The organism is Hymenobacter saemangeumensis, assembly GCF_039541835.1.
GTDB classification, from domain to species: Bacteria; Bacteroidota; Bacteroidia; order Cytophagales; family Hymenobacteraceae; genus Hymenobacter; species Hymenobacter saemangeumensis.
The window spans coordinates 508,828-534,464 of sequence record NZ_BAABGZ010000013.1; the positions used below are offsets into that span (position 1 = coordinate 508,828).

A 25,637-nucleotide genomic window follows, 5' to 3' on the forward strand; every position below is an offset into this window, starting at 1 on the left:
CCGCGCTACTTCTTCTGCAAAAAAAAGATATGAAAACCCTTGTTCATCCCGCCAGCGCCCTTGCCGAAGCCGACCTCGTGGCCGAGTGCCGCCGGGGCAACCCCCGCGCCCAGCGCGTGCTCTACGACCGCCTGGCAGCCAAGATGATGGCCGTGTGCCTGCGCTACGTGCGCCACCCCGAAGACGCCGAAGAAGTGCTGATGCAGGGCTTCGTGAAGGTGTTTCAAAACCTGCAAGGCTACCGCCAGGAAGGCTGCCTCAACGCCTGGGTGCGCCGCATCATGGTAAACACCGCCCTGAGCTACCTGCGCAGCAAGCGCCCGGCCCACCTCGACCTCGACGACTGCACGCCGCAGCTGGCCTCGGTAGCGGCCCAGGCCGAGTCGGAGCTGGCCACCGAAGACCTGCAGCGCCTGATTCAGGACCTGCCGGCCGGCTACCGCACCGTGTTCAACCTCTATGCCATCGAGGGCTACACCCACCCCGAAATCGGGGCCCTGCTGGGTATCTCGGAAGGCACGTCCAAGTCGCAGCTGTCCAAGGCCCGCGCCCAGCTGCAGCGCCAGCTGACGGCCGCCCGTTTCACTACTTCTTACTCCCAAGCATATGCTGCTTAACTATCTGAAAATCGCCTGGCGGGTGCTGCTGCGCCGCAAGTTCTTCACTTTCATCAGCCTGTTCGGCATCAGCTTCACGCTGATGGTGCTGCTGGTGGTGTTTGCTTTGTTCGACCACCTGACCGGGGCCCACATGCCCGAAAAGCGCATGGACCGCATGCTGTTCGTGAGCTCCCTGCGCCAGGAGATGCAGGACAACCAGGGGTGGATGAACTCGCCTATGAGCGTGCGCTTTATCGATACCTACGTGCGCACCATGAAAACCCCCGAGCGGGTGGCCCTGACTTCTAGCGTAGGCAACGCCACGGCTTTTGCCAACAACAAGCTTATGCCGCTCGACATCCGCTATACCGACGGCGAGTTCTGGAACATCATGGAGTTTGACTTCCTCGACGGCCGGGCCTTCACGGCCAGTGAAGTAAAGCAGAGCCAGCCGGTGTGCGTGGTAAACGAAGCCACGGCCCGGGCCTACTTTGGCACCGCGGTGGGCGTGGTAGGCAAGATTATCGAAATCGACCTCAAGCGCTTCCGCGTGGCGGGCGTGGTGCCCAACGTGTCGGCCGCCCATATCTACTCCTATTCCGATGTGTGGGTGCCCTACACGCTGAGCCGCAACGTGTTTTCCGACAACCGGCTCAGTGGGGATTTTATTCCGGTGCTGCTGGCTCCTTCAGCAGCCAAGGTCGACGAAATGTATGCCGAGTACAACCAGGTGATAAGCCGGGTGGAAATCCCCAACCCCAAGGAGGTAATGAAAATCTATTCCTGGGCCGACCCGGTGCTGGCCAGCTTTACCCGTCAGCTGTTTTTTGATTCCACCACCAAAACAGGAGCCAGCGGATTAGAGAAATTTTACCTTATAGTCTCGGTGCTGGGCCTGCTGTTCATGTTGCTGCCGACCCTAAACCTGGTAAACCTGAACGTGACGCGCATTCTTGAGCGCTCGTCGGAAATCGGGGTGCGCAAGGCCTTTGGCGCTTCGAGCCGCACGCTGGTAGGGCAGTTTCTGGTCGAGAACGTGGTGCTGGCCTGTCTGGGCGGCGCGCTGGGCCTGCTGATGGCCGCCGCGACGCTGGCCCTGCTCAACGACCTGCACGTGGTGGCTTACGCGCAGTTCAACCTCAGCGGGCGCGTGTTTGGGTACGGCCTGCTGCTCACCTTATTTTTTGGCTTGCTCAGTGGCGTGTACCCGGCCTGGAAAATGTCGCGCCTGAACCCCGCCGTGGCCCTGCACGGCAATGCCGACCGGAATTAGCCCTTTCATCGCCTTACCACGCTGTACCATGCTCCGTCATTTATTCAAGCTGATTTGGAACCGCAAGCGGGCCAACCTGCTGCTCATCACCGAAATCTTCTTCTCGTTTGTTGTGCTGTTCGGGGTGGGGGCTATGCTGCTGCGCTTCGCCCAGAACTACTATTCCCCGCGGGGCTTTCAAACCGAGAGCGTATGGCGCCTCACCATCGCCGCTAAGCAGGGGGAAAAGATGCCCCGGCCCGAGCTCGACGACGTGCTGCGGCAGGTGAAAGCCCTGCCCGGGGTACGTCACGTGGCCCTCACCAGCGGCAACCTGCCGTTCACCTTCAGCACCATGAACGGCTTTTACCATTACAAAAACCGGGACTCTCCCATTACCAATAATTACGATGCCGATGACAGCTACGCTAACACGCTGGGCTTGCACCTGCGCGAAGGCCGCTGGTTCCGGGCCTCCGACGATGCCACCAAGCATCGCCCAGTCGTTATCACCCAGGACCTGCGCGAGGCGCTTTTTGGGCAGGAGCCGGCCCTGGGCAAGATTTTCACCTGGGGCAAGGCCAATGAGAAAAGCCCCGCTCCCGGTCCGGAGGACGAGTACCAGGTGGTAGGCGTGGTTGAGAACGTGCGCACGGATACCGACTTTTCGCCCGCGGCGCCCTCTGTGTGGAAGCGCCTGATTCCCTACGACACCACCCACTGGGAAACGGCCAGCGTACTGGTGCGCGTAGCTCCCGGCCAGGCCGGCCTGCTGCAGGAGAAAATTGCCCGCACCGTGGCCGGCGTCACCCGCCAGTGGACCACCGAGGTGCGCACCATGGAAGCCGACCGGGCCAACATGCGCAAGTACACGCTCACGCCAATAATCGGCCTGGCCCTGGTGGGGGGCTTTCTGATTCTGAACGTGGCCCTGGGCCTGTTCGGGGTGCTGTGGTACAACATCAGCCAGCGCCGGGCCGAGATTGGACTGCGCCGGGCCCTGGGCGCTACCGGTCCGGGCATCAGCTGGCAGTTTCTGGGCGAGATGAGCGTGGTAACAACCCTGGGGGTGCTGCTGGGGGTGCTGCTGGCAGCGCAGTTCCCGCTGCTGGGAGCCTTTGGCATGCCCCCCATGCTTTACGTATCGGCCATTGGGCTGGCGGCGCTGCTGGTGTACCTTATCACGGCCGTCTGCGCCTGGCACCCCAGCCGCCTGGCGGCTGGTATTCACCCCGCCGTGGCCCTGCGCGAAGAGTAAAGTCCGGCGGCGCGCGCCGCTTCGCACCGGCCTTTCCAGGACACCTGCCAGCCGCCGGGTATGTGCTTCCTTTCCTTGCCCCGCTTTCCTACCTTCGCATCAACTGTTATGATACTTATTGTCGACGACGACCTCGCGGTTCGGACTTCTCTCTCGCTGTTGCTCAAGCAGGCCGGCTACCCCGCCAAAAGCGTGGCCACGCCCGCCGATGCCCTGCGGGTAGTGCGTGAAGCGCCGCCCCGCCTGGTGCTCATGGACATGAACTACTCGCTGGACACCAGCGGGCAGGATGGCCTGGCCCTGCTGCGCGAAGTAAAGCAGCTGGCCCCCCAGCTGCCGGTCATCCTCATCACCGGCTGGGGCAGCATCACGCTGGCCGTAGAAGGCATGAAGGCCGGCGCGGCGGAGTTCGTCACCAAGCCCTGGCACAACGACGCCCTGCTGCAAACCATCCGCACGGTGCTGACCCTGAGCGAGAGCAGCGCCGAGGGCGAGGCCGACAGCAGCGCCCTGAGCCGGCGGCAGCTCGACCGCCAGTACAGCTTCCGCAGCATTGTGGGTCAGGACGCCCAGCTGCTGCAGGTGCTGCGCAACGTGGGCCAGGTGGCCGCTACGGATGCCTCGGTGCTCATTGAGGGCGAAAGCGGCACCGGCAAGGAGCTGATTGCCGAAGCCATTCACCAGAACAGCCACCGCAAAAACCAGCCGTTTGTGAAAGTCAACCTGGGCGGTATCTCCTCGTCGCTGTTTGAAAGCGAGATGTTCGGCCACCGCCGCGGAGCCTTCACCGATGCCAAAACCGACCGCCTGGGCCGCTTCGAGATGGCCAATGGCGGCACCATTTTCCTGGACGAAATTGGCGAGCTGGAGCTGGCCTCCCAGGTGAAGCTGCTGCGCGTGCTGCAGGACCGCACCTACGAAGTGCTGGGCGACAGCAAGCCGCGGCGCCTCGACATCCGCGTGATTGCCGCCACCAACCGCAACCTGGCCGAGATGGTGGCCCAGGGCCGCTTCCGCGAAGACCTGTTCTACCGCATCAACCTCATCACGGTGCGCCTGCCCGCCCTGCGCGAGCGTGCCCAGGACATTCCCCTGCTGGCCCAGCACTTCGTGGACGGCCTGCGCGCCACCTACCACCGCCCCGCCCTGAAGGTGAGCACCCGCGCCCTGCACTGGCTGCGCGAGCAGCCCCTGCCCGGCAACATCCGCGAGCTGAAAAACCTGGTGGAGCGGGCCGTGCTCGTGAGCGGCAAGGAAGAGCTGGGCCCCGAAGACTTTCAGGCCCACAGCCAGCGCATGGTGCTGCGCGCCCCCGAGCCCGGCGAGCTGCCCGCCCCCGGCACCATGACCCTCGATGAGCTGGAAGCCCAGATGATTAAGCAAAGCCTGAGTCACTACGAGGGCAACATCAGCCGCGTAGCCAAAGCCCTGGGCCTGAGCCGCGGCGCCCTCTACCGCCGCCTGGAAAAGCACAGCATCCCCTTCGACACGGCAGAATAGGGTAGTTTCTGGTTTCTTGTTCCTGGTTTCTGGTTGCTGATTCTGGCGCCAGACCGACAACAAGAAACCAAAAACCAGGAACCAGAAACCCAGAAATGACCCTCCGCACCAAGTTCATTCTCTTCGTCGTCACCATTCATGCGGTGCTGATACTGCTGGCTGCCCAGCTGCGCACCAGCAACCGGGAATTGTTCCTGGCCGCCGAAGCCCTGCTGCTGTTCAGCATCGTGCTCACGGTGCAGCTCTACAATGGCTTCGTGCGGCCCTTTCACCTCATTGCCGCCGGCACCTCGGCCATTCGGGCCAAGGACTTCAGCATGAAGTTCGTGCCCGTGGGCCAGCGGGAAATGGACCAGCTGATTGAGGTGTACAACCACATGATTGACGAGCTGCGCGAGGAGCGGGTCAGCCAGCACGAGAAAAGCTTTTTGTTGGAGCGCATCATCCAGGCTTCGCCGGCCGGCATCCTTATTCTCGACTTTGAAGGCCGCATCGAAGGCGTAAACGCGGCGGCCGAGCGGTTTGTGGGCCTGCCCGGCACGTCCCTGCTGGGGCGCCGGCCGGCCGAGCTGCCGGGGGAGTGGGGCAGCGCCCTGGCCCTGGCAACCGAGGGCCAGCCCCAGCCCCTGCGCCTGTCGGGCATGCAAACCTACCGCGTCCACAGCTCCCACTTCCTCGACCGGGGCTTTACCCGCCGCTTCCTGCTGGTAGAGGAGCTAACCCAGGACCTTATCCGCCAGGAAAAGCAGGCCTACGAAAAGCTGATTCGGATGATGTCGCACGAAATCAACAACTCCATCGGCGCCATCAACTCCATTCTCACCAGCTTCCACTACTACGCCCCCCAGCTGTCGGCCGACGACCGGCCCGACTTCACGGAGGCCCTGGACGTGTCCATCGGCCGCAACACCCAGCTGGCCAACTTCATTGCCAACTTCGCCCATCTCGTGCGGCTGCCCCCGCCCTCGCGCCAGCCCACCGATTTGCATGCCCTGCTCAAGGGCATCTGCCGCCTGCTGCAGCCCCAGAGCGAGCAGCGCCGCATTCACTGGCACTGGGAGCTGGCTCCCCAGCCGCTCATCGTCAGCCTCGATGCCCAGCAGCTGGAACAGGCTTTTCTTAACATCGCCAAGAATGCGCTGGAAGCCATCGGGCAGGACGGCAACGTATGGGTGCGCACCACGCTATCGCCGCCCCTGGTAGTGCTCGAAAACGACGGCCCGGGCATTTCGCCCGAGGTGGCCCAGCGCCTGTTCACCCCGTTCTTCAGCACCAAGCGCGACGGGCAGGGCATTGGCCTCACCCTGGTGCGCGACATTCTGCTGCAGCACGGCTTCCACTTCTCCCTGGCTACCCAGGCCACTGGCCGCACGGCATTTTCCGTACAGCTAACGGGTGCTTAGTACCAGCTATCTGCGCTTCTTACTGGACTTGCGCAGCGCATGCAGCTCGGCCAGGGGCTCCTTGCCCAGGGAGTCCTCCTGAGCGAGCAGCAATAGCGTGTCGCCCCGCACCCGGTAGCGCTGGGTTTGATTCAGGGCTTGCAGGAACAGCCCTTCGGCCTGCAGGTCGGGGCAGGCTTTGCGCGTGGTGCCCAGTGGGCCCAGGCGCAGCTCGCCTTCGGCCAGCACCGTGAAGGGCCCCCCAAACTGGTTGCAGCCGGCCCGGCCCTCGGCCCGCCCTTCGTTGCGACTCAGGTACAGAAAACGCTCCTGTTTGGTTGGGCCCACGGGCTGCCCGCCCAGCTTATGCAAAGCCCATTGGGTGTTCAGCAGCGGCGCCACCCCGGGCTTGTCGAGCGTTGCCAGCGCGGCCGTGCCCCCCGCAGGCTTTTCTGTGAGCGCCAGCTGGCAAGAGGCAGCCAGGCCCAGCAGGCTGCAAAAAACGGCGGTCCGACAAAGCATCATAAGAATAAGGTTAAGGCTAGCCTTGGTGTACGTAGCAAGCCGGGGGTGGAGTTGAACACGGTTACGAAGAGCCCATTGGGGCCTCGCACTTTGTTTGACGACTAGTGTTTGTAAATGCGTAATTGAAAAAAATAGTACGAATACATGGGAGTAATGAGAATTTTGTGTTATTATTTCAGAACATGGTATAAAAAATAAGGGTACTTGGTGAGTATTGTATGTAGTTTTGTGTAAAGAGACCCTAAAATTTATAGTCATATGTCACGTAAGCAGCGCCTGGCCAGCCTTTGCCTTTTCCTATTGGTTGCCTTGGCAGTTCTGGCAGCCTTTCTGCCCCAGCACCACCCCGAAGCCAAAGCCGATGCCTTCAATCCAGCCGACCTGGCCTGGATGCTTTCCGCTTCCGGCCTGGTACTGCTGATGACGCCCGGCCTTGCCTTTTTCTACGGGGGCATGGTGAGCAAGCGCAGCATCATTTCCACCATGCTGCAGAGCTTTATAGCGCTGGGGGTGATATCCTTGCTGTGGTACGTGGTAGGCTTCTCGCTGGCATTTGGCGACAGCATCGGTGGGCTGATTGGCAACCCGACCACATTCTTTCTTTTCAACCACGTAGGCACGGCACCGCACCCCACCCTGGCGCCCACGCTGCCGCTGGTGCTGTATGCGGCGTTTCAGCTCAAGTTCGCCATCATCACCCCGGCCCTTATCAGCGGGGGCTTTGCCGAGCGCATCCGCTTCTGGGGCTACCTGCTGTTTATGTGCCTGTTCAGCCTGTGCATCTACTGCCCCCTGGCCCACTGGACCTGGCACCCCGACGGCTTTCTGCTGCGCTGGGGCGTGCTGGACTTCGCCGGGGGCACGGTGGTACACATCTCGGCGGGCTTTGCGGCCCTGGCCGGGGCCCTGGCCCTGGGGCGCCGCCATGTTCACCGCGCCGGCCACGCCCACCAGCCGGTAAATATTCCTTACGTGCTGCTGGGCACGGGCCTGCTGTGGTTTGGCTGGTTTGGCTTTAATGCCGGCTCGGCCCTGGGTGCCAACGTGCTGGCCGTGCAGGCGTTTTTCACCACCCACCTGGCGTCGGCCGCGGCCATGCTCACCTGGATGATGCTGGAAGCCGTACGCGGGCAGCGCCCCTCGGCCCTGGGCGCGGCCATTGGGGCCGTGGTGGGCCTGGTTGCCATCACCCCCGCCGCCGGCTACGTCACCTACGGCCCGGCCCTGTTTATTGGCGTGCTGGCCTCGGCCGTGAGCACGGCCGCAGTCGCGCTCAAAAACCGCACTACCCTCGACGATACCCTGGATGTGTTTCCCTGCCACGGCGTGGGCGGCATCGTGGGCATGATTGCCACGGCCATCTTCGCCCAGAACGGCGGCCTGATAACGGGTTCGGCTACGTTGCTCTGGCACCACCTGGGCGCCCTGGTTTTTATCTCGGGCTTCACCTTTGGCGGCTCCTGGGTGCTCTACAAAATCACCAACGCCTTGATTCCCATCCGGGTGAATGCCGAGCACGAAGCCCACGGCCTCGATGCCAGCCAGCACGGCGAAACCCTGCTGGTAGCCTAGCCTGCTCGGTGGCTTTACTGGCCAATCAAAAACACGGTTGGGATTTTATGCAATTGCGGAGGGGGAAGCCGCTGCCAGTCGCGCACGGTCAGCGTCTTGATAAATTCGCCAGCGCCGGTTACGTCGGCGGCTACGCACAGGCGGGTGCCCGGCTGCAAGTGAGCCAGCAAGTCGGCAAACAAGGCCCCATTCCGGTAGGGCGTTTCAATAAACAGCTGGGTTTGCTGGCGCTGCAGCGCTTCCCGCTCCAGCGTTTTAAGCGCCGCCAGCCGCGGCGCTTTCTCAATGGGCAGGTAGCCATGAAACGCGAACTGCTGCCCGCTTAGTCCCGATGCCATGAGCGCCAGCAGCAGCGACGAGGGCCCCACCAGCGGCACCACGCGCAGTCCCAGCCGATGCGCTTCCCGCACCAGGGCCGCGCCGGGGTCGGCAATGCCGGGGCAGCCGGCTTCGCTGAGCACGCCACCATCGATGCCCTGCTGGAGCAGGGGCTGCAGGGCGGCGCGTACCTCGGCTTCGCTGCTGTCTTTGTCGATAACGGCGAAAGCAATGTCCTCGATTACCCGGGCGGGCGCCACGCTCTTCACGAAGCGCCGGGCCGTCCGGGCGTTTTCAGCCATGAAGTAAGGGAGGGCGGCCACGGCCTGCACCAGCTGGGGCGGCAGTACTTGGGCAGCGGTGTTGTCGGCAAGGGGAGTGGGAAGCAGGTACAGTGTAGCAGGCATGGCACACAGGGAATGCAGAGCGTATGGAAAACACAGCTGCAAAGGTGGGCCACAAAAAGGCGGGCCGCCCTATGTAGGACGGCCCGCCGGGAAATGGGAAAGGAGAGAAGCTTATTGTTTGGCGCTGTTGGCCCAGGCCTTGGCAGGGTCGAAGTGCAGGGGCTCCAGGGCCGCCTCGCAGATAAGCGCCATCTCGGTCAGGACGGGGTCAATCTGGGCGCTGGGCAGCTGGCTGGAATGCGACTCCCGGCTCGTAGGCTGCAGCAGCGCCCGGCTGTTGCCGGCCGGCAGCGTGCGCTGGGTGGTGCTGCCGTCGCCAAGCTGGCCGGCCGTGTTGTTGCCCCAGGTGCAGAGCTGGCCATCGGCGGTAAGGGCCAGGGTGTGGAACCCGCCGGCGGCTACGCGGGCCCAGCTGCGGGTGGGCAGGTCCTGAGGCAGGGCCACTGCTACCGGCGTCAGGCGGGTGATGGTGCTGCCGTCGCCGAGCTGGCCGGCCGTGTTGTTGCCCCAGGCATAGAGGCGCCCGTCGGCCGTAAGGGCCTGGGAGTAGAAGTCGCCGGCTGCAATCTGGGCCCAGCGGGTTTGCTTGGCATCAGCGGGCAAGGCAATGGCCGTGGGCCGGCCCCGCCAGGCAAGGAAGGTAGCAGCCACCTGAGCGTATTCGTTGGAGCCCCAGCCGTAGAGCTGGCCATCGGTGGTCAGGGCCAGGGTGTGGGCGCGGCCAGCGGCAATCTGGGCCCAGGCACCGGCGTGCCGGGGCCTGGTTACGGCCACGGGGCGGAGGCGCTCGGTAAAGCTGCCGTCGCCGAGCTGCCCCAGCTTGTTGGCGCCCCAGGCGTAGAGCTGCCCGTCTTTGGTGAGGGCAAGGGAGTGGCCCGAGCCAGCCACAATCTGGCTGATGGCACCCGCGCCAGCGGGCAGCGTTACCTGTACCATGTTGGCCCGGGTAAGCGTGGTGCCGTCGCCGAGCTGGCCGTAGATGTTCTGGCCCCAGGCATACAAGCGCCCATCGGTGGTCAGCGCCAGGGTATGCGAGGTGCCGGCCGCCACCTGTGCCCACTGCGTGGCAGCCGCTTCGGCCGGCAGGGCAACCTTGATGGGCGTGTGGTGGTGGGCAAACGTGCCATCGCCGAGCTGGCCTTTGGCGTTAGAGCCCCAGGCGTAGAGCTGGCCATCGGCGGTCAGGGCCAGGGTATGGGCCGTGCCGGCTGCTACCTGAGCCCAGCGCAGGTTGGCCGGAGTGCCTACCGGGGTGGGCTGGGTGCGGGAAGTGGTAGTGCCGTCGCCGAGCTGGCCGTCGAGGTTGAGGCCCCAGGCCCGGAGGCTGCCGTCGGGATGTATGCTAACCGAGTGGTTGCTGCTGGCAGCAAAGGTGTTAGCCGTGGATTGAGCCTGGGCAGTGCCGGCTACGAAAAGGAACAGGAGGGCCTGGCCCCAGGTGGGGATTGACAGGTTTTTCATAAAATTTTTGCAGAAAAGAGTGAAGAAGGAGTGTCCCGCTTGGGTGACAGCAACATTGATGCAGACCCCTGGCCCGAAGTTGCCCCGGCTGCAAAAAAAAGTTGTGAAACCTGCCGTCCGACAAGGGGCTAATAAAGCCGGGCCAGGCAGAATAGCAGAATGACATTGATTTTTATTATCTGGCGCTCAAGGCCTTGCGCTATAGCGGAAGTGTTTGGCTGCCTGCTCTCAAATAATTTCTGGCAAACCCAGCCGCTGCACCCACGGGAGAGGGGGCTTGGTTCACAGCCAGATAAGCACCCTTCTTTGCAACAGTGCTTTTCAGCATAAAGCTGTTGGCCTTTTTTCTCAAAGTGTAAGCCGCGGCCTTCCCTGACGGCGCCCTTTCCTGCCTTCAGAGCGCTTTCTTTAACTGTGTATGCGGGTTCTGCGAGCCCGCACGTGTGAACGTTTAATCACATGGACTTGCTGAGTCCGCGACACTGCGCGTATGCCTGCCGGCCCCGCAAAGACTCCGAATTATTCCGAGCACTTGCGGTGAGGGGGAGTGAAAGCCGACGTTTGAGCCTGGCATACTTGCCCGGTGAAGAGTAAATATGAATCTAATAATTACATCAATAATTTTTCCTTGTTACTGCGTGCGCGTCTTCCTTTTAAAGTGCAAGTTTTGCAATGTATATGAAAAGAGGTGGCCCATCTTGCTCTGCTCCAGAGACTAAAAGCTACTGGTCTTTTCCTGTGAAATACAGGAGTTGGTACGGAAAAACCTGCGCATTGGCAAGGGGCCTTTTTCTAGTATGTATGTCTGAACTGCAGAATGGCTTATGTGGTTTGAGGTTAATCTTTTGCCTAAGAAATTCGTAGGATGAAAAACTGGAACCCTTTGCGGCCGGCTGTGCGTTTCCTGGCCAGCTGCGCTGTCTAAAGCCGCGTTGGGCTGCCGGGGAACAAGCGTTAGCTAGCACGCTGCTGATGAGATTGGCCCCGCTTTTGCACTTAGAGACCGTGTGCAATTTTTTAGCACAGTCTTTAAGCCGTATCTTGCGTGCGTTTATAGAAATTCCACCATTTTGCTCCACCCACTTTTACTGACTTCATGAATATCAAGACCCTATTCTGCGGCATTTTTGCTCTCGTTATGCTTGCAGGTAGCGCCAATGCCCAAAGCAGCGCCACCCTGCCCGCCCGGCGCGGTCCTGTAGAACCCAAAGCCCGGCCCAAGGCTAACCCGGGGGCCGGCATGAAAGATGGCCTCACCATGAAGGAAGGCCGCATTTACCTGACCGAAATGGGCGTAAGCGGCCCCATTACTGCCGATAAGAAGCTGGTCAATGGCACGCTGATTACCACAACTGGCCTGGTGACAATGCCCGACGGCACTTCTACGCAGATGAGTGAAGGCGACATGGTGTCGCTGACTGGCCGCGTTACTTCGCGTCAGTCCATTGTTGAGGCCGACAGCCTGCTTAAAATCAAGCAGTTTGACCTGAAATATCCAGGCAAGCGCAAGAAGATGGAGGAAGAGCGCCTCAAGAAGGAGAAGTACAAGAAAGAGCGCGAAGAAGCCAAGGCCAAGGCCAAGGAGAAAAAGGAAAAGGAGAAGTCCAAGAGATAATAGGCACGTTGTGCTGCATGCGCTGAAAAAGGGCCGCTGGAGTATCTCCAGCGGCCCTTTTTTTCGGCGGGCCTAGGCTGCCGTATACCACTTCAGAACCTCAAGGCCAGCGGCGTCGTTGTCGGCCTCCACTACCTCGTTCATAACATACTGGATTTCCTCATCGGTCCAGTCCTGGGTTTCGGCGGCCCGCACAAACAGGTCCAGCGCCGCAAAGCGGCCGGTGTTGGGGGGTAAGGTCCAGCGGACTTTCTTGCGAATGGTCATAGGGATGCTAACGTTTACTGGAGGCCGGGGCCGATTTTACTACTTTAAGCTGCACGGGCACCACGCCGGCATCTACCAGGTCGAGCTTGCGGGCGGCCTTGCGCGACACGTCCACGATGCGGCCCTTTACGTGGGGGCCCCGGTCGTTGACGGTGACTTTTACCGAGCGGCCGTTTTTGACATTGGTCACCTTGATTTTGGTGCCGAAGGGCAGGGTGTTGTGCGCCGCCGTCATCTTGCCGGGGCGGTAAGGCACCCCACTGGCCGTGGCTTTGCCCTTAAACTTATCGGCGTAGTACGAGCCCTGGCCCGACTGGGTGAACGCGTTCTTGCTGCCCCCACAAGCCGAGAGCAGGGCCAGTGAAAACACCAGCAGCAGGCTGGGAGCTTTAAATAAACTACGTTTACTGGTGGTGCGACGCATAAGCTACAGAGTGCCTCGGCGTCCCTGACGGGACGAAGCTTGCTTGGGTTTGGGTGCGGGGGAAGCCGCTTTGGGGGCCGGTACGCGCAGGGCCAGCAGGTCGTCGTAGCTGCCCTGAAACACGTTGAAGTCGACCACCCCGCGAATGCCGGGCACGTAGGCTTCGTCGGAGTGCTGCCAGATTATCCACTTACTGCGGTGCATAGCCGGCTTTTCCACTTCGTAGTGCGCCAGCCACAGCGGGTAGTCGTCGAAGTGCCCGGCCAGGTGGCGGCGGTAGAAGCTGTGGTTGGAGTAGATGATGGGCCGCACGCCGTAGTGCGCTTCCACCAGGCGCAGCCAGCGCGTGATTTCCCGGCGCATCACGGCCACGTCGTGAAAGTGCGGGGCCTCAATGTCGAGCACGGGCGGCAGGTCGCCGGGCTCGATGGGCACGTGGCTGGTGAAAAGCTCGGCCTGGGTCTTGCCGTCGCGGTTGGGCTGGAAGTAGTGGTAGGCGCCGCGCATGATGCCGGCCTTACGTGCTTCCGCCCAGTTGCGCTGGAAGCGGGCGTCGCGCATGGTTTCGCCTTCGCTGGCTTTGATAAAAGCAAAATGCACCTTGTTTTTGGCAACTTCCGGCCAGTCGATGCGCCCCTGATAGGCCGATACGTCGATACCATGCACGGAGTAGCCGGCCAGCAGCGGCGTTCTCTCCCGGCCCGTCAGGCCATTGCTGGTGAACGTGGCCCAGGCCCGCCGCACGTAGCGGTTGAGCTGCCGCTGATGGCGCAGGTACACAAACCCCGCCGCCAAGAGGCTGACCACCAGGACAGCCAGTGCCCACCGGCCCCAGGGAAGGCCCGGGCGCGGGGCAGTACGGCTGGTTTTAACGGTGCGGGTACGGGGCGACATAGGCGGAAGGACGTTCAAAAATAACGTAGAGTCCCGCGCCCGGCGTATTTGCCGCCGGCTTTTTCGCCAACTTTACGGCTGTTTCAGCTCCTCTGTTATGCCTTTTCCCGCCTCCGACGAAGCCCGCGACGAGTCTGGCCGCCTTATCCGCGAGCTGCACGGCGTCACGTTGGCCCACATAATCGAGTACCTCGTAGCGGCTTACGGCTGGGCTGGCCTCGACGAGCGCCTGCGCATGAACTGCTTTGCTGTGAACCCCAGCGTGAAGTCAAGCCTGAGCTTTCTGCGGCGCACGCCCTGGGCTCGCGCCAAGGTAGAAGACCTGTACATCCGCGCCCGCACCGCGGAGGTGCGCGGCCGCAAGCTGCCTTAGCGTCATGGCCAACGACACTCCTAAATCTTCCGCACAGGCGGCGCTGGCCGGGCTGCTGGGCTTTGTTGCCTTCGAGCTAGCCGCCTTCTACCTGCTGCGCTACCTGACCTCGGGGCTGGGCGAAGCCAATCAGTTCCAGCAGGAGCCCACCATCGTGAGCAACTGGGTGAAAACCATGACTTTCGTCCTGCTGCACCTGGGGCTGGTAATTGTGGCCATGCTGGTCCTGAGCAACCAGCTGTCCCGGCAGTACCGGGGTCAGGTGATGCGCTGGTTTTACCTGGGTGTGTTGATGAGCTTCGTGCTGCTGATACCGCTGTTTGGCTGAGCTAAGCCGGATTGAAGCTAGTATAGTGCAACTGGAAATCGACTGCAAAAGCCTGTTAATCTCAAAATTACGAGGTTCAAACAAAAAACAAAACCACCGCTGTGGGCGGTGGCTCAAGAGTGGGGCCCGAAGGCATGGTTTTGGCCGGTCGGTCCCGGCGTTATCAACAGACTGCGGTGCCGGTCGGTCCCGGCGTTATAGAGTAGCGGCAGTAGAAGCCGCTTAACTGTGGCGGATGTCGATTTCGCGCTGCTGGTCGGACGGGTTTTTGAAGGGAATGCGTATCTGCAGCTCCTGGCCTTCGTGTACCGCGTCGATGCGGCTCAGGTCGAGGTTCAGGGGCAAATCCAGGTTTTGCACGAACAGGGGCGCGGCCATGGCGTCTTCCGGGCTGTTGCGGTACTCGCCGTACACCGTCAGGCGCTGGTTGTTGAGTACCACATGGAAGCTCTCGGGGCGCAGCGAAGGCACGGCTACCCGCAGGATAAGGCCTTTCTGGCGCTGGTCGACGCGCATCTGCGCCTGCGCAACCCCCCCGCCGATGGTATTCAGCAGGTCGAGCTGGGGCGCAATGTTATGGATGAATTCAGGGCTGATAAGTTTCATAGCTAATAGCCGGTTTCACGTCGGCTTCGCTACCCTAAAGACAAACAATGTACCAATCCGAATTGTGGGTTAGTATAGCTGATTTTCAGCCATATTGACTGATTTTAACTCCCGGTTTCTATTTGATTGTGTCAATGTGACGCAAATGCGGGTTTGGCGGTGGTCTACCCCGTGGTGCCACGACTTTTTGGTCGTGGTACCACTATATTATAGAACGGACTGTGACGGGTCGTTCTATAATATAGTGGTACCACGAACCGCTTCGCGGAATTCGTGGCACCACCACGCTTTTGAACTCCGCCGCGGATTTTAGACTTAATAGAGGCGTAAAAAATGGCATCCTTGCCATTGCATGGGCCTTTTTCAGGATGGTGCCCCAGCGCCGCTGGGCATCAAAACCGGCTGGTAAGGCCAAAGTGAACCTTGGAGGTGCTCAGGTTGAACCGCTCGTCGGCCTGCTGCGACTGGCCCACGGAGTACACAAACTGGAACAGGCCCGCCGGCGTGCGGAAGCTCAGGCCGGCGCCCAGGCCGGTGGGCAGGTCGTCGAAGCGGTTGTCGACCACATCGTGGCGCAGGTAGCCCTGGTCGGCAAAAACAAATACGTAGGAGTCGGCGCCAATAAACTGCCGAAACTCCGTGGTAGCCAGGCCATAGGAGCTGGCGTAGAACTGGTTTTCGGCAAAGCCCCGGAAGGAGTTGAGGCCGCCCACCCGGAACAGGTCGTTCTGAAACAGGCGGGGGTTGACCAGGCCTTCGCCGCGCAGGCGCAGCAGCAGCACGCCACTGCGGCCCAGGGGGAAGTAGCGCTCGGCCCGCAGGCCAAAGGAGAACTGGGTAGAGCGCAGGGGCAGCCCTTCGTAGAGGCTCTCTTTCAGGTCTTTGTTTTTGCTGATGGTTTTGGTGCCCACGGCGCCCTGCCCGGTCAGGAAAAAGCCACGGTGCGGAAAAAACAAGTCGTCGAGGCTGTTCCAGGCGTAGCCCAGGCCGTAGGAGCTGAACTGCGAGTCGATATTGTCGGGGAGGGTAGTACGCTGGCGGAGCAGGGTGTCGAGCAGGCGGGAGCCGCGCTGCTCGGTGAAAAAGCTCACGCGCCCGGACCTGGCCGTGGGGTAGGCCACTTCCAGGCGGGGGCGGGTGGTGAGAAAGGCGTAGTTCTGCCGGTAAAGGTTGAAGGAGGCGGCCACTTCCAGCGGGGTGCCGAAGAAGTTGGGGTGGATGTACTGAATGTCGAGCAGCTGGGAGATGGCGTCGGTTTTGCGGAACTGCAGCCCGGCCTGCTTGCCGCCGCCCTTGATGTTGCGCAGGTGAATGGTGACGTCGCCCGTGAAGTCGACCCCGCTTTCGCCGGGCCCGCTTTTCGGTATTACGCCGATAATAGCATCGAACTGGTTGGAGGGCCGCTCGTCGAGCAGCAGGTACACGCGGGCTTTGCCCCGGGCAAAGCGCACCTCCGGCTCGGCCCGCAGGCGCACGTAGGGCAGCTGGCGCAAGAGCTGGGCCGCCGCGCGCACCCGCTGCTGGTTGAAGGGCTGGTTGGGAAACAGCTGCAGGTACTTTATCAGAAAGCGTTTGCGGGTTTTGGTGTTGCCCACAATCTGCAGGGAGTCGAACACGATGAGCGTGCCGCGCTTGAGCACCACGCGCCCGGCAATGTCGTGGCCCTGTAGCCGCACCGAGTCCAGGCCGACGGTAGCGAAAGGGTAGCCCTGGTTTTCGGCTTCGCTCAGAATGCGGTCCTGCAGCCGGGCCCAGTCGGCCGGCACCCAGGGCGTGTTGCGGTAAAACCGCTCCCGGTAGCCGGCCCGGGTCAGCAGGCCGTCGCCGAGGTTGCCGTTGCGCAGGTAGGCCCAGCGGAATTTCTCGCCTACGTACAAACGTACCCGCACCGTGTCGCGGCTCCAGCGCAGCTCGTCGGCCGAGGCGGTGAGGTAGGCATCGGCCTGCAGGGCCTGCACCAGCTCGCGCACCTCGCGCAGGGCGCTAAGGGAGTCGGCCACGGCGGCTTTCACGCGGTAGCGCCGCAGCAAGGGCCGGTCGGCCGCTTCGGCTTCAATCCGGATGATGCGGGGCCGGGCCAGGGGCAGCGCCGCCGTGGCCCGAACTGGTGCCGGGGCAGGAGGGAGGCTGCCGCGCAGGGAGTCGGCTGGCGCCGTGCCGACGGAGTCGGCCGCGGCCGGAGCAGTCTGCGCCCGGGCCGGGCCCAGGCTGAGCGCCAGCCACAACATTCCCAGACAGCGCAGCAGATTCCGAACGTGCATCGGGGACAATAACGCAGAATACGGCGTTTAATTTCCCGAAAGTAAAAAGCAGCCGCGGGCAACACGACCTTTGTGGTCGGTAGCCCCTTGTCGGCTCCTGTTCTTATGCCCGGGCTCTACCTCCACATTCCCTTTTGCAAGCAGGCCTGTCACTACTGCGACTTCCACTTCAGCACCTCGCTGGGGCTGAAGCAGCGGCTGGTGCAGGCCCTGGTGCGGGAGCTGGAGCTGCGCCGCGACTACCTGGGGCCGGCGCCCACGCTCGACACCATTTACTTCGGCGGCGGCACCCCCTCGCTGCTGAGCGCGGCGGAGCTGGAGGAAATATTTGCCGCTATTCACCGCCACTTCCCGGTAGCCACGCAGGCCGAGATAACCCTGGAGGCCAACCCCGACGACCTGAGCGCCGCCAAGCTGGCCGAGCTGGCGGCCTCCCCGGTCAACCGGCTCAGCATTGGGCTGCAAAGCTTCCATGAGCCCCACCTGCGGCTGATGAACCGCGCCCATACCGCCGGGGAGTCGACGGCCGCCGTGCAGCGGGCCCAGGATGCCGGCTTCGACAACATTTCCATCGACCTCATCTACGGGGTACCGGCTTCCGGGCACCACATCTGGGAGGCCGACCTGGCCAATGCCTTTGCCCTGGGCGTGCCGCACGTGTCGGCCTACGCCCTTACTATTGAGCCCGGTACGGCTTTCGGGCACCGCGTCAGGAAAGGTACTTTCATTGCGCCGCCCGACGACTTCGTGGCCACCCAGTTTGAGCTGCTGCTGGCGGGCATGCGCACGCAGGGCTACGAGCAGTACGAAATCAGCAACTTCTGCCAGCCGGGGCGGGAGTCGCGGCACAACGGCAACTACTGGCGCGGCGTGCCCTACCTGGGCCTGGGCCCCAGCGCCCACTCCTATGACGGCCGCAACCGGCAGTTTACCCTGGCCAATAACCCCCGCTACGTAGAGGCCGTGCTGGAGCGGGGCGAGGTGCCCGCCACCGTAGATGAGCTCAGCGCCACCGACCGGGCCAACGAGTACCTGCTCACCACCCTGCGCACGGCCCGGGGCTGCGACCTGGCGTACCTGCGCGATGCGCTGGGCCTGGACCTGCCCGCCACCCGTGCGCCCTATCTGGCCGAGCTCACGGCCCGCGGCCTGGCGCGCCTGCAGGGCGATGTACTTACCCTAACCGACGCCGGCAAGCTGCTGGCCGACCACATCACCCTGGAGCTCTTCATCGCTGATTAGCGCTGATTTGGTTGATTCCGCTGATTTCGTTCGGGTTTTCCAGTGGGTGTCGTTCTTATGGCTTATTTCCAGGTCTTTGGGGGAGTGAGGGCTGAAAAGTTGGAAATCGGCAAGGGCAGGTAAGGCATCTTGCGCTAAGTTGCAGCTACTTTAGGCTGGCGCCGGGAGGGAAGGCTGCCCACCACCAACAGAAAGCCTGCGTTGGCAGAAAACCAGAACGAAATCAGCGAAATCACGTCAATCAGCAAAATCAGCGATTTTATGAAGCTACTGAGCGACACGCTGGCCGATGATGCCGACTTTTTTGTGGAGCAGATTTACATCGTCGCCATCGTCTTCGACAATACCGACGATGTAACCGTGTGGGCCACCACCTACTTCGACCAGGAAACGCACTTCTTTCACCTGGCCCTGCCGTTTCAAGCCCTGGATACCCTGCTGCGGGTAGCGGCCGAGCGCACCGAGGCCCTGCAGGAAGAAGTAGCCGACGCCCTGGCGGCCGGCGAGTGGCCGGCCCTGCTGGAGTATAACTCCGAGGAGAGGCCGCCCATTGCCCTGCCCAGCGTGGCCCTCAAGCTGTCGGTAACCTACCCCGCCAGCGACCCCGACGCCGAAGGGGAGCCCGAAGAGGAAGAAGACGACCCGCAGCCCCACAACATCTTCTACCTCGAAGGTGTGTACGTGCGGCTCAGCTCCTGATGAGCGCCCCGTCTGGCCCGGTGTTCTACCTCATTCCCGGCCTGGGAGCCGATGAGCGGGTATTTCGGTTGCTGGAGCTGCACGCCGAAGCGCGGGTGCTGAAGTGGCTGCCGCCCCAGGCAGCGGCGGAAAGCCTGCCGCAGTATGCTGCCCGGCTGGCCGCGGGGGTAGGCATTGGCCCCTGCTGGCTGGTGGGCGTGTCGTTTGGCGGCATCCTGGCCCTGGAGATAGCCCGGCTGCGGCCCCAGGCGCGGGTGGTGCTGATTTCCAGCCTGGGCAGTGCCCGGGAGCTGCCCGCGGCACTGCAATGGGTGCGCCGCCTGGGCCTCCACCACCTGCTTCCTCCGCAGCTGCTGCAGCTGTTGCCGCGGCTGGCGCAGTGGCTTTTCAGCGCCCGCAGCGGAGCCGAGTACAGCCTGCTGCGCCAGATAATTCGGGACACTGACCCGGTGTTTGCCCGCTGGGCCATTGCCCGCCTTTTGCACTGGGACAGCAGCGGCGTGCCGGCGGCTATCCGCATCCACGGCACCCGCGACCGGCTGCTGCCCGCCCGCCGGGCCGCCGTTGACTACCCCATTGCGGGCGGAGGCCATTTTATGATAGTGAGCCACGCCAGCCAGATAAGCCACATCCTTAACCAGCTGGCGGGCAATACCCTGGCTCCATCCGCAGCACCACAACCTTTAGTCTGAGTACTTACTACTCTCTACTTACTACTACTCATGCTCGCCACCTTCCCTCACGCCGGCCATAGCTACTCCTTTGACCCCACCGCGCCGCTCGATATTTCCCTGCCGCTGGCGCCGGGGCCGGAGCAGGTGAACTGCTTCTGGGCCGAGCCGGTGCAGTTCGACACCATTCGGGTGGGCTCCTTCGTGGGCAGCGTGGCCCTGGGCGGCAGCACCAACTACCAGCGGGTGCACCTCACGCCCCACGGCAACGGCACCCACACCGAGTGCTACGGCCACATCTCGCCCGACCCGGCCGTGACGCTGAACCAGTGCCTGCGTCGCTTCCTGTTTGTGGCCCGCCTGGTGAGCTTGGCCCCCCGCCCCCAGCCCAACGGCGACCTGGTGGTGATGCTGGCCGACGTGCAGGCGGCCCTGGGCGAGGAAGCGCTGCCCGAAGCCTTTATCCTGCGCACCCTGCCCAACGAGGAAGCCAAGCGCCACCGCCAGTACTCCGGCACCAACCCTACTTATATAGAGCCGGCCCTGGCGCAGTTTCTGGTCGATAACAACGTGCAGCACTTCCTGCTCGACCTGCCCAGCGTAGACCGCGAAGAAGATGCCGGGCAGCTGCTGGCCCACCACGCTTTCTGGCGCTACCCGGCCCAGCCCCGCTGCGGGGCCACCATCACCGAGCTGATTTTTGTGCCGAATGAAGTAGCCGATGGCCTTTACCTGCTCAACATCCAAGTGACTAGCCTTGAGCTGGATGCCAGCCCCAGCAAGCCGGTGCTGTACCGGCTTACCCCGCTGCCCGCCCGTTAGAGGTTTACGGCAGCGTGCAACTGCCAAGTCTACAAAGGGCTCCCGCTGATGAACATCAACTCATTAGTTTACCCCTATGCGTATTACCTCTTTGGTGCTGCCCGGCATGCTCCTGCTTGGCGCCACCACCCTCAGCCAGGGCCAGGCGGCCGACAGCAGCCGCTACCCTGCGCCGGTGCCGGCTGAGACTTCGTCGAACCGGCTGCTCCTGAAAATCGGCCTCAATGCCGGCCGGCTGTTCCCTTTTGGCGGCTATTTTGGCTATGCCGCGCGCCTGCCGCTTTCAGTGGGCGCCGAGTATGCGCTGTCGCCGCGCTTCACCCTGTACGGGCAGGCCGATGCCGACTTTGCCATTCCCACCTACGCGGGCTATTTTCGGCAGAATGCGGTGCTGCCCACCGCGGGCCTGGGGCTGGGTGCCCGCTACTACTACAACCAGGCCGGCCGGGCCCGGCAAAACCGGGCGCACGGCCCCTTCACGGGCAACTACCTTGCCGCCGAGGGCCGGCTGGAAACCCTCAGCCGGGGCGCGCCCTGGTCCAAAGGCGGCGATGCGGCATTGCCGCCCCGGGAGTACACGCCCAGCCTGAACCTGCTCTGGGGCATGCAGCGGCGGCTGGGGCATGGCTTCCTGCTTGATATGAATGCCGAAGTAGGGCTGAACCTGGTGCCTAACACATATTCCAGAACCTTCACCGCACGGCAGCTCAATACTTCCCTGCTGCTAAATCTGGGCCTTTACTTCGGGCGCTAAGCCGAACAAACAGGGCCAACGCGAAAAAGGCTGCCTCTTGCGGGGCAGCCTTTTTCAATATCTGGAGGGGCAATTAAGCCGGTACCGAAACCACTTCAGCCGGAACTACCGTCACGATAGAACGGTCTTTGCGGCCTTTGCGGAACTGCACCATGCCGTCAACCAGCGCGAACAGCGTGTGGTCTTTGCCGATGCCTACGTTCTCGCCGGGGTGGTGCTTGGTGCCACGCTGACGTACGATGATGTTGCCAGCAATCAGGGGCTGACCACCGAAGATTTTCACGCCGAGACGCTTGGAATGCGATTCGCGGCCGTTGTTGGAAGAGCCGACGCCTTTCTTGTGTGCCATTTTATGTTTCTTGTTTCTGGTTGTTTGTTTCTTGTTTTATTCTGGCAACTAGGAACTAGCAACCAGCAACAAGGAACCAAACTAGCCGATGCTGTTAATCATTACTTTGGTGTAGTCCTGGCGGTGGCCGTTCATCTTCTTGTAGCCCTTGCGGCGCTTCTTTTTGAAGACGAGCACCTTATCGCCCTTTACATGGGCGAGGATGGTGCCGGTAACTTTCACGTTCAGGGTAGGGGCGCCAACGCTGATGGTGCCGTTGTCATCGGTCATCAGGGCGTTGCCGAGCTCTACGGTGTCGCCGACGTTGCCGGCCAGTTTGTGAGCATAAACGAATTTGTTGGCCTCAACCTTGGTCTGCTGGCCAGCGATATTGACAATTGCGTACATCAGCTTTCGCGGGATTTTCTGAAATGGGAAGGCAAAAGTACGGCTTTGATTTTACAAAACCAAACCTAAGTCACTAATCTTCATTCGCTGCCCGGCCCTGGCAAGCGGTGGGAAGCTCCCGACTGGCTGAGCATTGCTGAGCGAAAGGGCAGTTAAGCACAGATTAAAGCCGGATTAAGGAATTGCGCAAGTGTGCCCGCGAATAGATGTTTTTGTGGACAACTCCAACGTTTTCGAGGTTATCCACAGGCAAAATGTGGATAAGTGCATGGAAAAGCCCTGGTTTTGAGCCGCAAAAAATTTCGGCCGGGCAGGCAGCTTCGACTTCTAATCGGCAGCGGCACCGGGCTTAGCTCAGCGGTAACGTAGCGAAAAATTAATGGATAAAAAACCCGAAATCTGCACCCGTCCCGGCCGGTAGCGGGCCTATCTTTGAACCTGCAACGGCTTACTGCCGGGTGTAGCTTATCCTGTTCGGGCCCGCAAACATCTGCCGGGCCACCGCAGTTAGCTCCCACCGCAACTCCCCCAATCCGTCATCAACATCCCGCCGATATGGAGCCCTTACTCGCCGAGAATCCCAACCGCTTTGTGCTTTTCCCCATTCAGAACGCTGAGGTGTGGGAGTACTACAAAAAGTCGCAAGCCTCGTTCTGGACTGCCGAGGAAATTGACTTGTCGCAGGACCAGAAAGACTGGAACGGCCTCAACGACAACGAGCGCCACTTCATCAAGCACGTGCTGGCCTTCTTCGCCGCCTCCGATGGCATCGTGAACGAAAACCTGGCCGTCAACTTCATGCAGGAAGTGCAGATGCCCGAAGCCCGCTGCTTTTACGGCTTCCAGATTATGATGGAAAACATTCACAGCGAGACCTATTCGCTGCTGATTGATACCTACATCAAAGACCCCAAGGAAAAGGACTACCTCTTCAACGCCCTCGAAACCGTGCCGGCCGTGCAGAAGAAAGGGGAGTGGGCCCTGAAGTGGATTAACTCCGAGAGCTTTGCCGAGCGCCTCATCGCCTTTGCGGCCGTGGAAGGCATCTTCTTCTCGGGCTCGTTCTGCTCTATCTTCTGGCTGAAGAAGCGCGGCCTTATGCCCGGTCTTACCTTCTCCAACGAGCTGATTTCCCGCGATGAAGGCCTGCACTGCGACTTCGCCTGCCTGCTCTACAGCTACCTGCAGAACAAGCTGAGCGAAGCCCGGGTGCACGAAATCATCCGCGACGCGGTGAGCATCGAGCAGGAGTTTGTGACCGACGCCCTGCCCGTGAACCTGATTGGCATGAACGCCAAGGCCATGTCGCAGTACATCGAGTTTGTGGCCGACCGCCTGCTGGTGTCGCTGGGCTGCAGCAAAATCTACAACGCCGCCAACCCCTTCGATTTCATGGAGATGATTTCGGTGCAGGGCAAAACCAACTTCTTCGAGAAGCGCGTGGCCGAGTACCAGAAAGCCGGCGTGATGAGCGAGCGCAACGAGAACGTGTTCTCGCTGGATGAAGACTTCTAGGAGCTGTTAGCTGCACAAGCATCTGACAGTGCATTAATTGCCGCCCGGCTTTGTTCGCAAAGCCGGGCGGCTTCTTTTTGCCGGGCAGGCAACGCTTTGCGGCGTTTTCCAGAGTTGCTGATGAAGCCGGCACTGGCGTGCCAGCACCGGTTCTTTCCTGCCTTTCGCATCAGTCTAGCTGCCTTATGAAAACCTTCTTTCCGCTCGTCCTCTGCCTGTTGCTAGCTGCACCTCTGGCCGAGGCGCAAACCGCTGCTGCCCTGCCCGTGGCCGCAGCAGCCTCCCCAGCTCCCGCCCCTGCCAGCGCCCGCCGCTACCTTACCAACAGCGGGCAGGTGACGTTCTTTTCCAGCGCCCCGCTGGAAGACATTGAGGCCCTCAACCGCGAGGTGTCGGCGGTGTTTGAGCTGAACAGCGGCAAGCTGGCCTTCTCCATTCCCATGCGCAGCTTTCAGTTTATCAACCCGCTGATGCAGGAGCACTTTAATGAGAACTACGCCGAGTCGGACAAGTACCCGCGCTCCCGCTTCAGCGGCACGCTGCTGCGGGTGCCCACCGAGGAGGAGCTGCGCCAGGGCCCCCAGAATGTGGAGGTGCAGGGCGAGCTCAACATCCACGGCGTGACGCGCAAGGTGAAGGTGCCGGGGATTATGTACCTGCGCGGCAACGAGCTGGTGGTCACGTCCAAGTTTGCGGTAGAAACGGCCGACTACAAGATTCGCATCCCGGCCCTGGTGCGCGACAACATCGCCAAGACCATCGACGTGAGCATTGTGCTGGCCTGCCCGCCAGCCCCAGCGGCGACGGCCAGCCGCTAGCTGCCGGCCGGCGCCCCGCCGCTGGGAGTAGAATGCAGCGGCCTTAACTTGGCGGCTGAATCCCATCTCCCGCCTGCGTCCCATGCTTGAGCTGTTTAATGGCCCAGTGACTCTGGAAAAGTTCTCCGGCAAAGGTGCCTGGACCTACGCGCCCGTGGGCGTGCTCGCCCAGGCGCCCAAAACCCATTTTGGCGTGCTGAAAGTGACCGGCCGCATCGATGAGGTGATGCTGAACGACTGCGCCCTCATGCCCATGGGACAGGGCCGCCGCTTCCTGGCCGTGAATGCCGCGCTGCGCAAGCAGCTGGGCAAGCAAGCCGGCGACGTGGTACAGCTGCAGCTATTCGCCCAGGAAGAAAGGGCGGCCCTCGAACACATTTCCCTGGCCGACTTTACGGACTGCCTGGCCGAAGTGCCGGCCGCCCTACGCACTTTTCAGGCGCTGCCGCTGGCCCGGCAGCAAGCCTGGCTGCGCTGGGTAGACGAGGCCGAGGCAGACGAGCAGAAAGTAACCCGGGTGGAAGCCGCCCTTGCCCTGCTGGAGCGGGGGCAGGCCGCGGTGCCAGCGGGCAGCGCGTAAAATAAAGGAGGTAGAGACGCAATATTTTGCGTCTCCGGGACCGCGCCACCAGGACGTGCTGCAGTCATCGTTCACCAACGAGGGGCAAGTACGCGTCTCTACATCGTTTCAGCAGGCCAATGAAAGCACCTTACGTCAGCATCAAAAGCATTGGGCTGCTGCTGGCGCTGGGCTGGGGGCTGGTGTGGCTGGGCCATGCCTACGTAGTGCCCTGGCTGCAGATGCCCCTGCTTATCGGGCTGGCCGACCCGGCGGTGCACGGGCTGGTGGCCCTGCTGCTGGTGCTGCCCCTGTTTTTGCGCGGAGTGGTGGATGCCTGGGTGGGCGCGGTGGCGGTGCTGGTGGGCGTGCTCATCGACCTCGACCATGCCATTGCGGCCGGCAGCTTCGATTTCAAGGCCATGCTTTCGCTGCCGGGGCGGCCCCTGGGGCACAGCCTGCTGGTGGCGGCGCTGGTAGCCGCCGCGCTGGCGCTGCTGCTGCGGCTCTGGCGTGCACGATACGCGGGCTGGGGGCCATTTTACCTGTTCCTGGCCTCGCTGCTCTCGCACATTGTGCGGGATGGCGACACGCCCTGGGCATATCCCTGGGAGGCGGGGCCGATTCCGCCGGCGGTGTTCTGGGGCGTGTTCGTGCCGTTGAGCTTTCTGCACCTGGGATATGCGGTGCCAGTGGGCCGGAACGGCGCGGCCGCGCCGGGTGACGCGGCTTCTCACCGGTAGGAGGGCAGCTCCTCAAGGTAAAGAAAGCAGGGCAAG

28 protein-coding genes are annotated in these 25,637 nt (G+C 62.1%); 18 read left to right on the plus strand and 10 right to left on the minus strand.

Annotated elements, in window-relative coordinates:
- The first annotated feature begins 29 nt into the window (after positions 1-29).
- The 5 genes from ABD919_RS06395 (at position 30) to ABD919_RS06415 (ending at position 6,012) form a co-directional block, all read left to right on the plus strand.
- Positions 30-617: an RNA polymerase sigma factor gene (locus ABD919_RS06395; protein WP_345234866.1), complete on the plus strand. Its 588-nt coding sequence runs from the start codon at positions 30-32 to the stop codon at positions 615-617.
- Complete coding sequence (locus ABD919_RS06400) at positions 607-1,872, plus strand: ABC transporter permease (RefSeq protein WP_345234868.1); 1,266 nt, start codon at positions 607-609, stop codon at positions 1,870-1,872. The genes ABD919_RS06395 and ABD919_RS06400 overlap by 11 nt, the downstream gene beginning before the upstream one ends.
- 28 nt (positions 1,873-1,900) lie before the next feature.
- Positions 1,901-3,109: an ABC transporter permease gene (locus tag ABD919_RS06405; RefSeq protein ID WP_345234869.1), complete on the plus strand. Its 1,209-nt coding sequence runs from the start codon at positions 1,901-1,903 to the stop codon at positions 3,107-3,109.
- Positions 3,110-3,217: 108 nt separating this feature from the next.
- Positions 3,218-4,609, plus strand: a complete 1,392-nt coding sequence (locus ABD919_RS06410) for a sigma-54-dependent transcriptional regulator (RefSeq protein ID WP_345234871.1) — start codon at positions 3,218-3,220, stop codon at positions 4,607-4,609.
- A 95-nt stretch (positions 4,610-4,704) separates the two neighbouring features.
- Positions 4,705-6,012 carry a sensor histidine kinase gene (locus ABD919_RS06415; RefSeq protein ID WP_345234873.1) on the plus strand — a complete coding sequence of 436 codons (1,308 nt, stop codon included), beginning with the start codon at positions 4,705-4,707 and terminating at the stop codon, positions 6,010-6,012.
- 6 nt (positions 6,013-6,018) lie between these two features.
- On the opposite strand, the gene ABD919_RS06420 is transcribed toward ABD919_RS06415, so the two are convergent.
- Positions 6,019-6,516: an META domain-containing protein gene (locus ABD919_RS06420; RefSeq protein WP_345234875.1), complete on the minus strand. Its 498-nt coding sequence runs from the start codon at positions 6,514-6,516 to the stop codon at positions 6,019-6,021.
- A gap of 258 nt (positions 6,517-6,774) precedes the next feature.
- On the opposite strand from ABD919_RS06420, the gene ABD919_RS06425 reads away from it, so the two are divergent.
- A complete protein-coding gene (locus ABD919_RS06425; protein ID WP_345234877.1) occupies positions 6,775-8,088 on the plus strand; it encodes an ammonium transporter in 1,314 nt (437 codons plus the stop codon).
- Positions 8,089-8,102: 14 nt separating this feature from the next.
- Here ABD919_RS06425 and ABD919_RS06430 read toward each other — a convergent pair whose 3' ends face one another.
- Together ABD919_RS06430 and ABD919_RS06435 are read right to left on the minus strand one after the other, a co-directional pair.
- Entirely contained in the window at positions 8,103-8,813 is a 711-nt protein-coding gene (locus ABD919_RS06430; RefSeq protein ID WP_345234879.1) for an SAM-dependent methyltransferase, read from the minus strand.
- A 111-nt stretch (positions 8,814-8,924) separates the two neighbouring features.
- Entirely contained in the window at positions 8,925-10,274 is a 1,350-nt protein-coding gene (locus tag ABD919_RS06435; protein ID WP_345234881.1) for an RCC1 domain-containing protein, read from the minus strand.
- 1,138 nt (positions 10,275-11,412) lie between these two features.
- On the opposite strand from ABD919_RS06435, the gene ABD919_RS06440 reads away from it, so the two are divergent.
- On the plus strand, positions 11,413-11,889 hold the full coding sequence (locus ABD919_RS06440; protein WP_345234883.1) for a DUF6799 domain-containing protein: 477 nt from the start codon (positions 11,413-11,415) through the stop codon (positions 11,887-11,889).
- A 72-nt stretch (positions 11,890-11,961) separates the two neighbouring features.
- Here ABD919_RS06440 and ABD919_RS06445 read toward each other — a convergent pair whose 3' ends face one another.
- Genes ABD919_RS06445 through ABD919_RS06455 form a run of 3 tightly spaced genes read right to left on the minus strand, consistent with a single transcriptional unit; the run spans position 11,962 to position 13,474 of the window.
- On the minus strand, positions 11,962-12,156 hold the full coding sequence (locus ABD919_RS06445) for a hypothetical protein (RefSeq protein ID WP_345234885.1): 195 nt from the start codon (positions 12,154-12,156) through the stop codon (positions 11,962-11,964).
- A 7-nt stretch (positions 12,157-12,163) separates the two neighbouring features.
- Positions 12,164-12,580: a septal ring lytic transglycosylase RlpA family protein gene (locus tag ABD919_RS06450; protein WP_345234886.1), complete on the minus strand. Its 417-nt coding sequence runs from the start codon at positions 12,578-12,580 to the stop codon at positions 12,164-12,166.
- 3 nt (positions 12,581-12,583) lie between these two features.
- Positions 12,584-13,474: a glycoside hydrolase family 25 protein gene (locus tag ABD919_RS06455; protein WP_345234888.1), complete on the minus strand. Its 891-nt coding sequence runs from the start codon at positions 13,472-13,474 to the stop codon at positions 12,584-12,586.
- 97 nt (positions 13,475-13,571) lie between these two features.
- On the opposite strand from ABD919_RS06455, the gene ABD919_RS06460 reads away from it, so the two are divergent.
- On the plus strand, positions 13,572-13,847 hold the full coding sequence (locus tag ABD919_RS06460; protein ID WP_345234890.1) for a VF530 family protein: 276 nt from the start codon (positions 13,572-13,574) through the stop codon (positions 13,845-13,847).
- A gap of 4 nt (positions 13,848-13,851) precedes the next feature.
- Entirely contained in the window at positions 13,852-14,175 is a 324-nt protein-coding gene (locus ABD919_RS06465) for a hypothetical protein (protein ID WP_345234892.1), read from the plus strand.
- Positions 14,176-14,397: 222 nt separating this feature from the next.
- Here the strand turns inward: ABD919_RS06465 and ABD919_RS06470 are convergent, their stop codons facing one another.
- The gene (locus ABD919_RS06470) at positions 14,398-14,781 is read right to left on the minus strand and encodes an Hsp20 family protein (protein ID WP_345234894.1); all 384 of its coding nucleotides are present in this window, start codon (positions 14,779-14,781) and stop codon (positions 14,398-14,400) included.
- A gap of 392 nt (positions 14,782-15,173) precedes the next feature.
- Positions 15,174-17,042 carry a BamA/TamA family outer membrane protein gene (locus ABD919_RS06475; protein ID WP_345234896.1) on the minus strand — a complete coding sequence of 623 codons (1,869 nt, stop codon included), beginning with the start codon at positions 17,040-17,042 and terminating at the stop codon, positions 15,174-15,176.
- A 105-nt stretch (positions 17,043-17,147) separates the two neighbouring features.
- Between ABD919_RS06475 and hemW the strand changes: the two genes are divergently transcribed.
- The 5 genes from hemW (at position 17,148) to ABD919_RS06500 (ending at position 21,230) form a co-directional block, all read left to right on the plus strand.
- Complete coding sequence (gene hemW, locus ABD919_RS06480) at positions 17,148-18,284, plus strand: radical SAM family heme chaperone HemW (RefSeq protein WP_345234898.1); 1,137 nt, start codon at positions 17,148-17,150, stop codon at positions 18,282-18,284.
- A gap of 261 nt (positions 18,285-18,545) precedes the next feature.
- Entirely contained in the window at positions 18,546-18,983 is a 438-nt protein-coding gene (locus ABD919_RS06485) for a hypothetical protein (RefSeq protein WP_345234900.1), read from the plus strand.
- Positions 18,983-19,675: an alpha/beta fold hydrolase gene (locus tag ABD919_RS06490; protein ID WP_345234902.1), complete on the plus strand. Its 693-nt coding sequence runs from the start codon at positions 18,983-18,985 to the stop codon at positions 19,673-19,675. Before ABD919_RS06485 ends, ABD919_RS06490 begins: the two co-directional genes overlap by 1 nt.
- A 30-nt stretch (positions 19,676-19,705) precedes the next feature.
- Entirely contained in the window at positions 19,706-20,476 is a 771-nt protein-coding gene (locus ABD919_RS06495; protein ID WP_345234904.1) for a cyclase family protein, read from the plus strand.
- A gap of 76 nt (positions 20,477-20,552) precedes the next feature.
- Positions 20,553-21,230: a hypothetical protein gene (locus tag ABD919_RS06500; RefSeq protein ID WP_345234906.1), complete on the plus strand. Its 678-nt coding sequence runs from the start codon at positions 20,553-20,555 to the stop codon at positions 21,228-21,230.
- A gap of 73 nt (positions 21,231-21,303) precedes the next feature.
- On the opposite strand, the gene rpmA is transcribed toward ABD919_RS06500, so the two are convergent.
- Entirely contained in the window at positions 21,304-21,579 is a 276-nt protein-coding gene (gene rpmA, locus ABD919_RS06505) for a 50S ribosomal protein L27 (protein WP_345234907.1), read from the minus strand.
- Positions 21,580-21,660: 81 nt separating this feature from the next.
- The gene (gene rplU / locus ABD919_RS06510; protein ID WP_345234909.1) at positions 21,661-21,966 is read right to left on the minus strand and encodes a 50S ribosomal protein L21; all 306 of its coding nucleotides are present in this window, start codon (positions 21,964-21,966) and stop codon (positions 21,661-21,663) included.
- Positions 21,967-22,521: 555 nt separating this feature from the next.
- On the opposite strand from rplU, the gene ABD919_RS06515 reads away from it, so the two are divergent.
- From ABD919_RS06515 to ABD919_RS06530, 4 genes are all read left to right on the plus strand, one after another.
- Positions 22,522-23,481, plus strand: coding sequence for a ribonucleoside-diphosphate reductase small subunit (locus tag ABD919_RS06515; protein WP_345234911.1), 960 nt, complete (start codon positions 22,522-22,524; stop codon positions 23,479-23,481).
- 185 nt (positions 23,482-23,666) lie between these two features.
- Positions 23,667-24,299: a YceI family protein gene (locus tag ABD919_RS06520; protein ID WP_345234913.1), complete on the plus strand. Its 633-nt coding sequence runs from the start codon at positions 23,667-23,669 to the stop codon at positions 24,297-24,299.
- Positions 24,300-24,381: 82 nt separating this feature from the next.
- Complete coding sequence (locus tag ABD919_RS06525; protein WP_345234915.1) at positions 24,382-24,879, plus strand: YdeI/OmpD-associated family protein; 498 nt, start codon at positions 24,382-24,384, stop codon at positions 24,877-24,879.
- A gap of 119 nt (positions 24,880-24,998) precedes the next feature.
- The gene (locus ABD919_RS06530; protein ID WP_345234917.1) at positions 24,999-25,601 is read left to right on the plus strand and encodes a metal-dependent hydrolase; all 603 of its coding nucleotides are present in this window, start codon (positions 24,999-25,001) and stop codon (positions 25,599-25,601) included.
- Positions 25,602-25,637: the final 36 nt, after the last annotated feature.

Coding starts and splice junctions, on each gene's coding strand:
- ABD919_RS06395 (WP_345234866.1), top strand. CDS start 30: ATGAAAACCCTTGTTCATCCCGCCAGCGCCCTTGCCGAAGCCGACCTC.
- ABD919_RS06400 (WP_345234868.1), top strand. CDS start 607: ATGCTGCTTAACTATCTGAAAATCGCCTGGCGGGTGCTGCTGCGCCGC.
- ABD919_RS06405 (WP_345234869.1), top strand. CDS start 1,901: ATGCTCCGTCATTTATTCAAGCTGATTTGGAACCGCAAGCGGGCCAAC.
- ABD919_RS06410 (WP_345234871.1), top strand. CDS start 3,218: ATGATACTTATTGTCGACGACGACCTCGCGGTTCGGACTTCTCTCTCG.
- ABD919_RS06415 (WP_345234873.1), top strand. CDS start 4,705: ATGACCCTCCGCACCAAGTTCATTCTCTTCGTCGTCACCATTCATGCG.
- ABD919_RS06420 (WP_345234875.1), bottom strand. CDS start 6,516: ATGATGCTTTGTCGGACCGCCGTTTTTTGCAGCCTGCTGGGCCTGGCT.
- ABD919_RS06425 (WP_345234877.1), top strand. CDS start 6,775: ATGTCACGTAAGCAGCGCCTGGCCAGCCTTTGCCTTTTCCTATTGGTT.
- ABD919_RS06430 (WP_345234879.1), bottom strand. CDS start 8,813: ATGCCTGCTACACTGTACCTGCTTCCCACTCCCCTTGCCGACAACACC.
- ABD919_RS06435 (WP_345234881.1), bottom strand. CDS start 10,274: ATGAAAAACCTGTCAATCCCCACCTGGGGCCAGGCCCTCCTGTTCCTT.
- ABD919_RS06440 (WP_345234883.1), top strand. CDS start 11,413: ATGCTTGCAGGTAGCGCCAATGCCCAAAGCAGCGCCACCCTGCCCGCC.
- ABD919_RS06445 (WP_345234885.1), bottom strand. CDS start 12,156: ATGACCATTCGCAAGAAAGTCCGCTGGACCTTACCCCCCAACACCGGC.
- ABD919_RS06450 (WP_345234886.1), bottom strand. CDS start 12,580: ATGCGTCGCACCACCAGTAAACGTAGTTTATTTAAAGCTCCCAGCCTG.
- ABD919_RS06455 (WP_345234888.1), bottom strand. CDS start 13,474: ATGTCGCCCCGTACCCGCACCGTTAAAACCAGCCGTACTGCCCCGCGC.
- ABD919_RS06460 (WP_345234890.1), top strand. CDS start 13,572: ATGCCTTTTCCCGCCTCCGACGAAGCCCGCGACGAGTCTGGCCGCCTT.
- ABD919_RS06465 (WP_345234892.1), top strand. CDS start 13,852: ATGGCCAACGACACTCCTAAATCTTCCGCACAGGCGGCGCTGGCCGGG.
- ABD919_RS06470 (WP_345234894.1), bottom strand. CDS start 14,781: ATGAAACTTATCAGCCCTGAATTCATCCATAACATTGCGCCCCAGCTC.
- ABD919_RS06475 (WP_345234896.1), bottom strand. CDS start 17,042: ATGCACGTTCGGAATCTGCTGCGCTGTCTGGGAATGTTGTGGCTGGCG.
- hemW (WP_345234898.1), top strand. CDS start 17,148: ATGCCCGGGCTCTACCTCCACATTCCCTTTTGCAAGCAGGCCTGTCAC.
- ABD919_RS06485 (WP_345234900.1), top strand. CDS start 18,546: ATGAAGCTACTGAGCGACACGCTGGCCGATGATGCCGACTTTTTTGTG.
- ABD919_RS06490 (WP_345234902.1), top strand. CDS start 18,983: ATGAGCGCCCCGTCTGGCCCGGTGTTCTACCTCATTCCCGGCCTGGGA.
- ABD919_RS06495 (WP_345234904.1), top strand. CDS start 19,706: ATGCTCGCCACCTTCCCTCACGCCGGCCATAGCTACTCCTTTGACCCC.
- ABD919_RS06500 (WP_345234906.1), top strand. CDS start 20,553: ATGCGTATTACCTCTTTGGTGCTGCCCGGCATGCTCCTGCTTGGCGCC.
- rpmA (WP_345234907.1), bottom strand. CDS start 21,579: ATGGCACACAAGAAAGGCGTCGGCTCTTCCAACAACGGCCGCGAATCG.
- rplU (WP_345234909.1), bottom strand. CDS start 21,966: ATGTACGCAATTGTCAATATCGCTGGCCAGCAGACCAAGGTTGAGGCC.
- ABD919_RS06515 (WP_345234911.1), top strand. CDS start 22,522: ATGGAGCCCTTACTCGCCGAGAATCCCAACCGCTTTGTGCTTTTCCCC.
- ABD919_RS06520 (WP_345234913.1), top strand. CDS start 23,667: ATGAAAACCTTCTTTCCGCTCGTCCTCTGCCTGTTGCTAGCTGCACCT.
- ABD919_RS06525 (WP_345234915.1), top strand. CDS start 24,382: ATGCTTGAGCTGTTTAATGGCCCAGTGACTCTGGAAAAGTTCTCCGGC.
- ABD919_RS06530 (WP_345234917.1), top strand. CDS start 24,999: ATGAAAGCACCTTACGTCAGCATCAAAAGCATTGGGCTGCTGCTGGCG.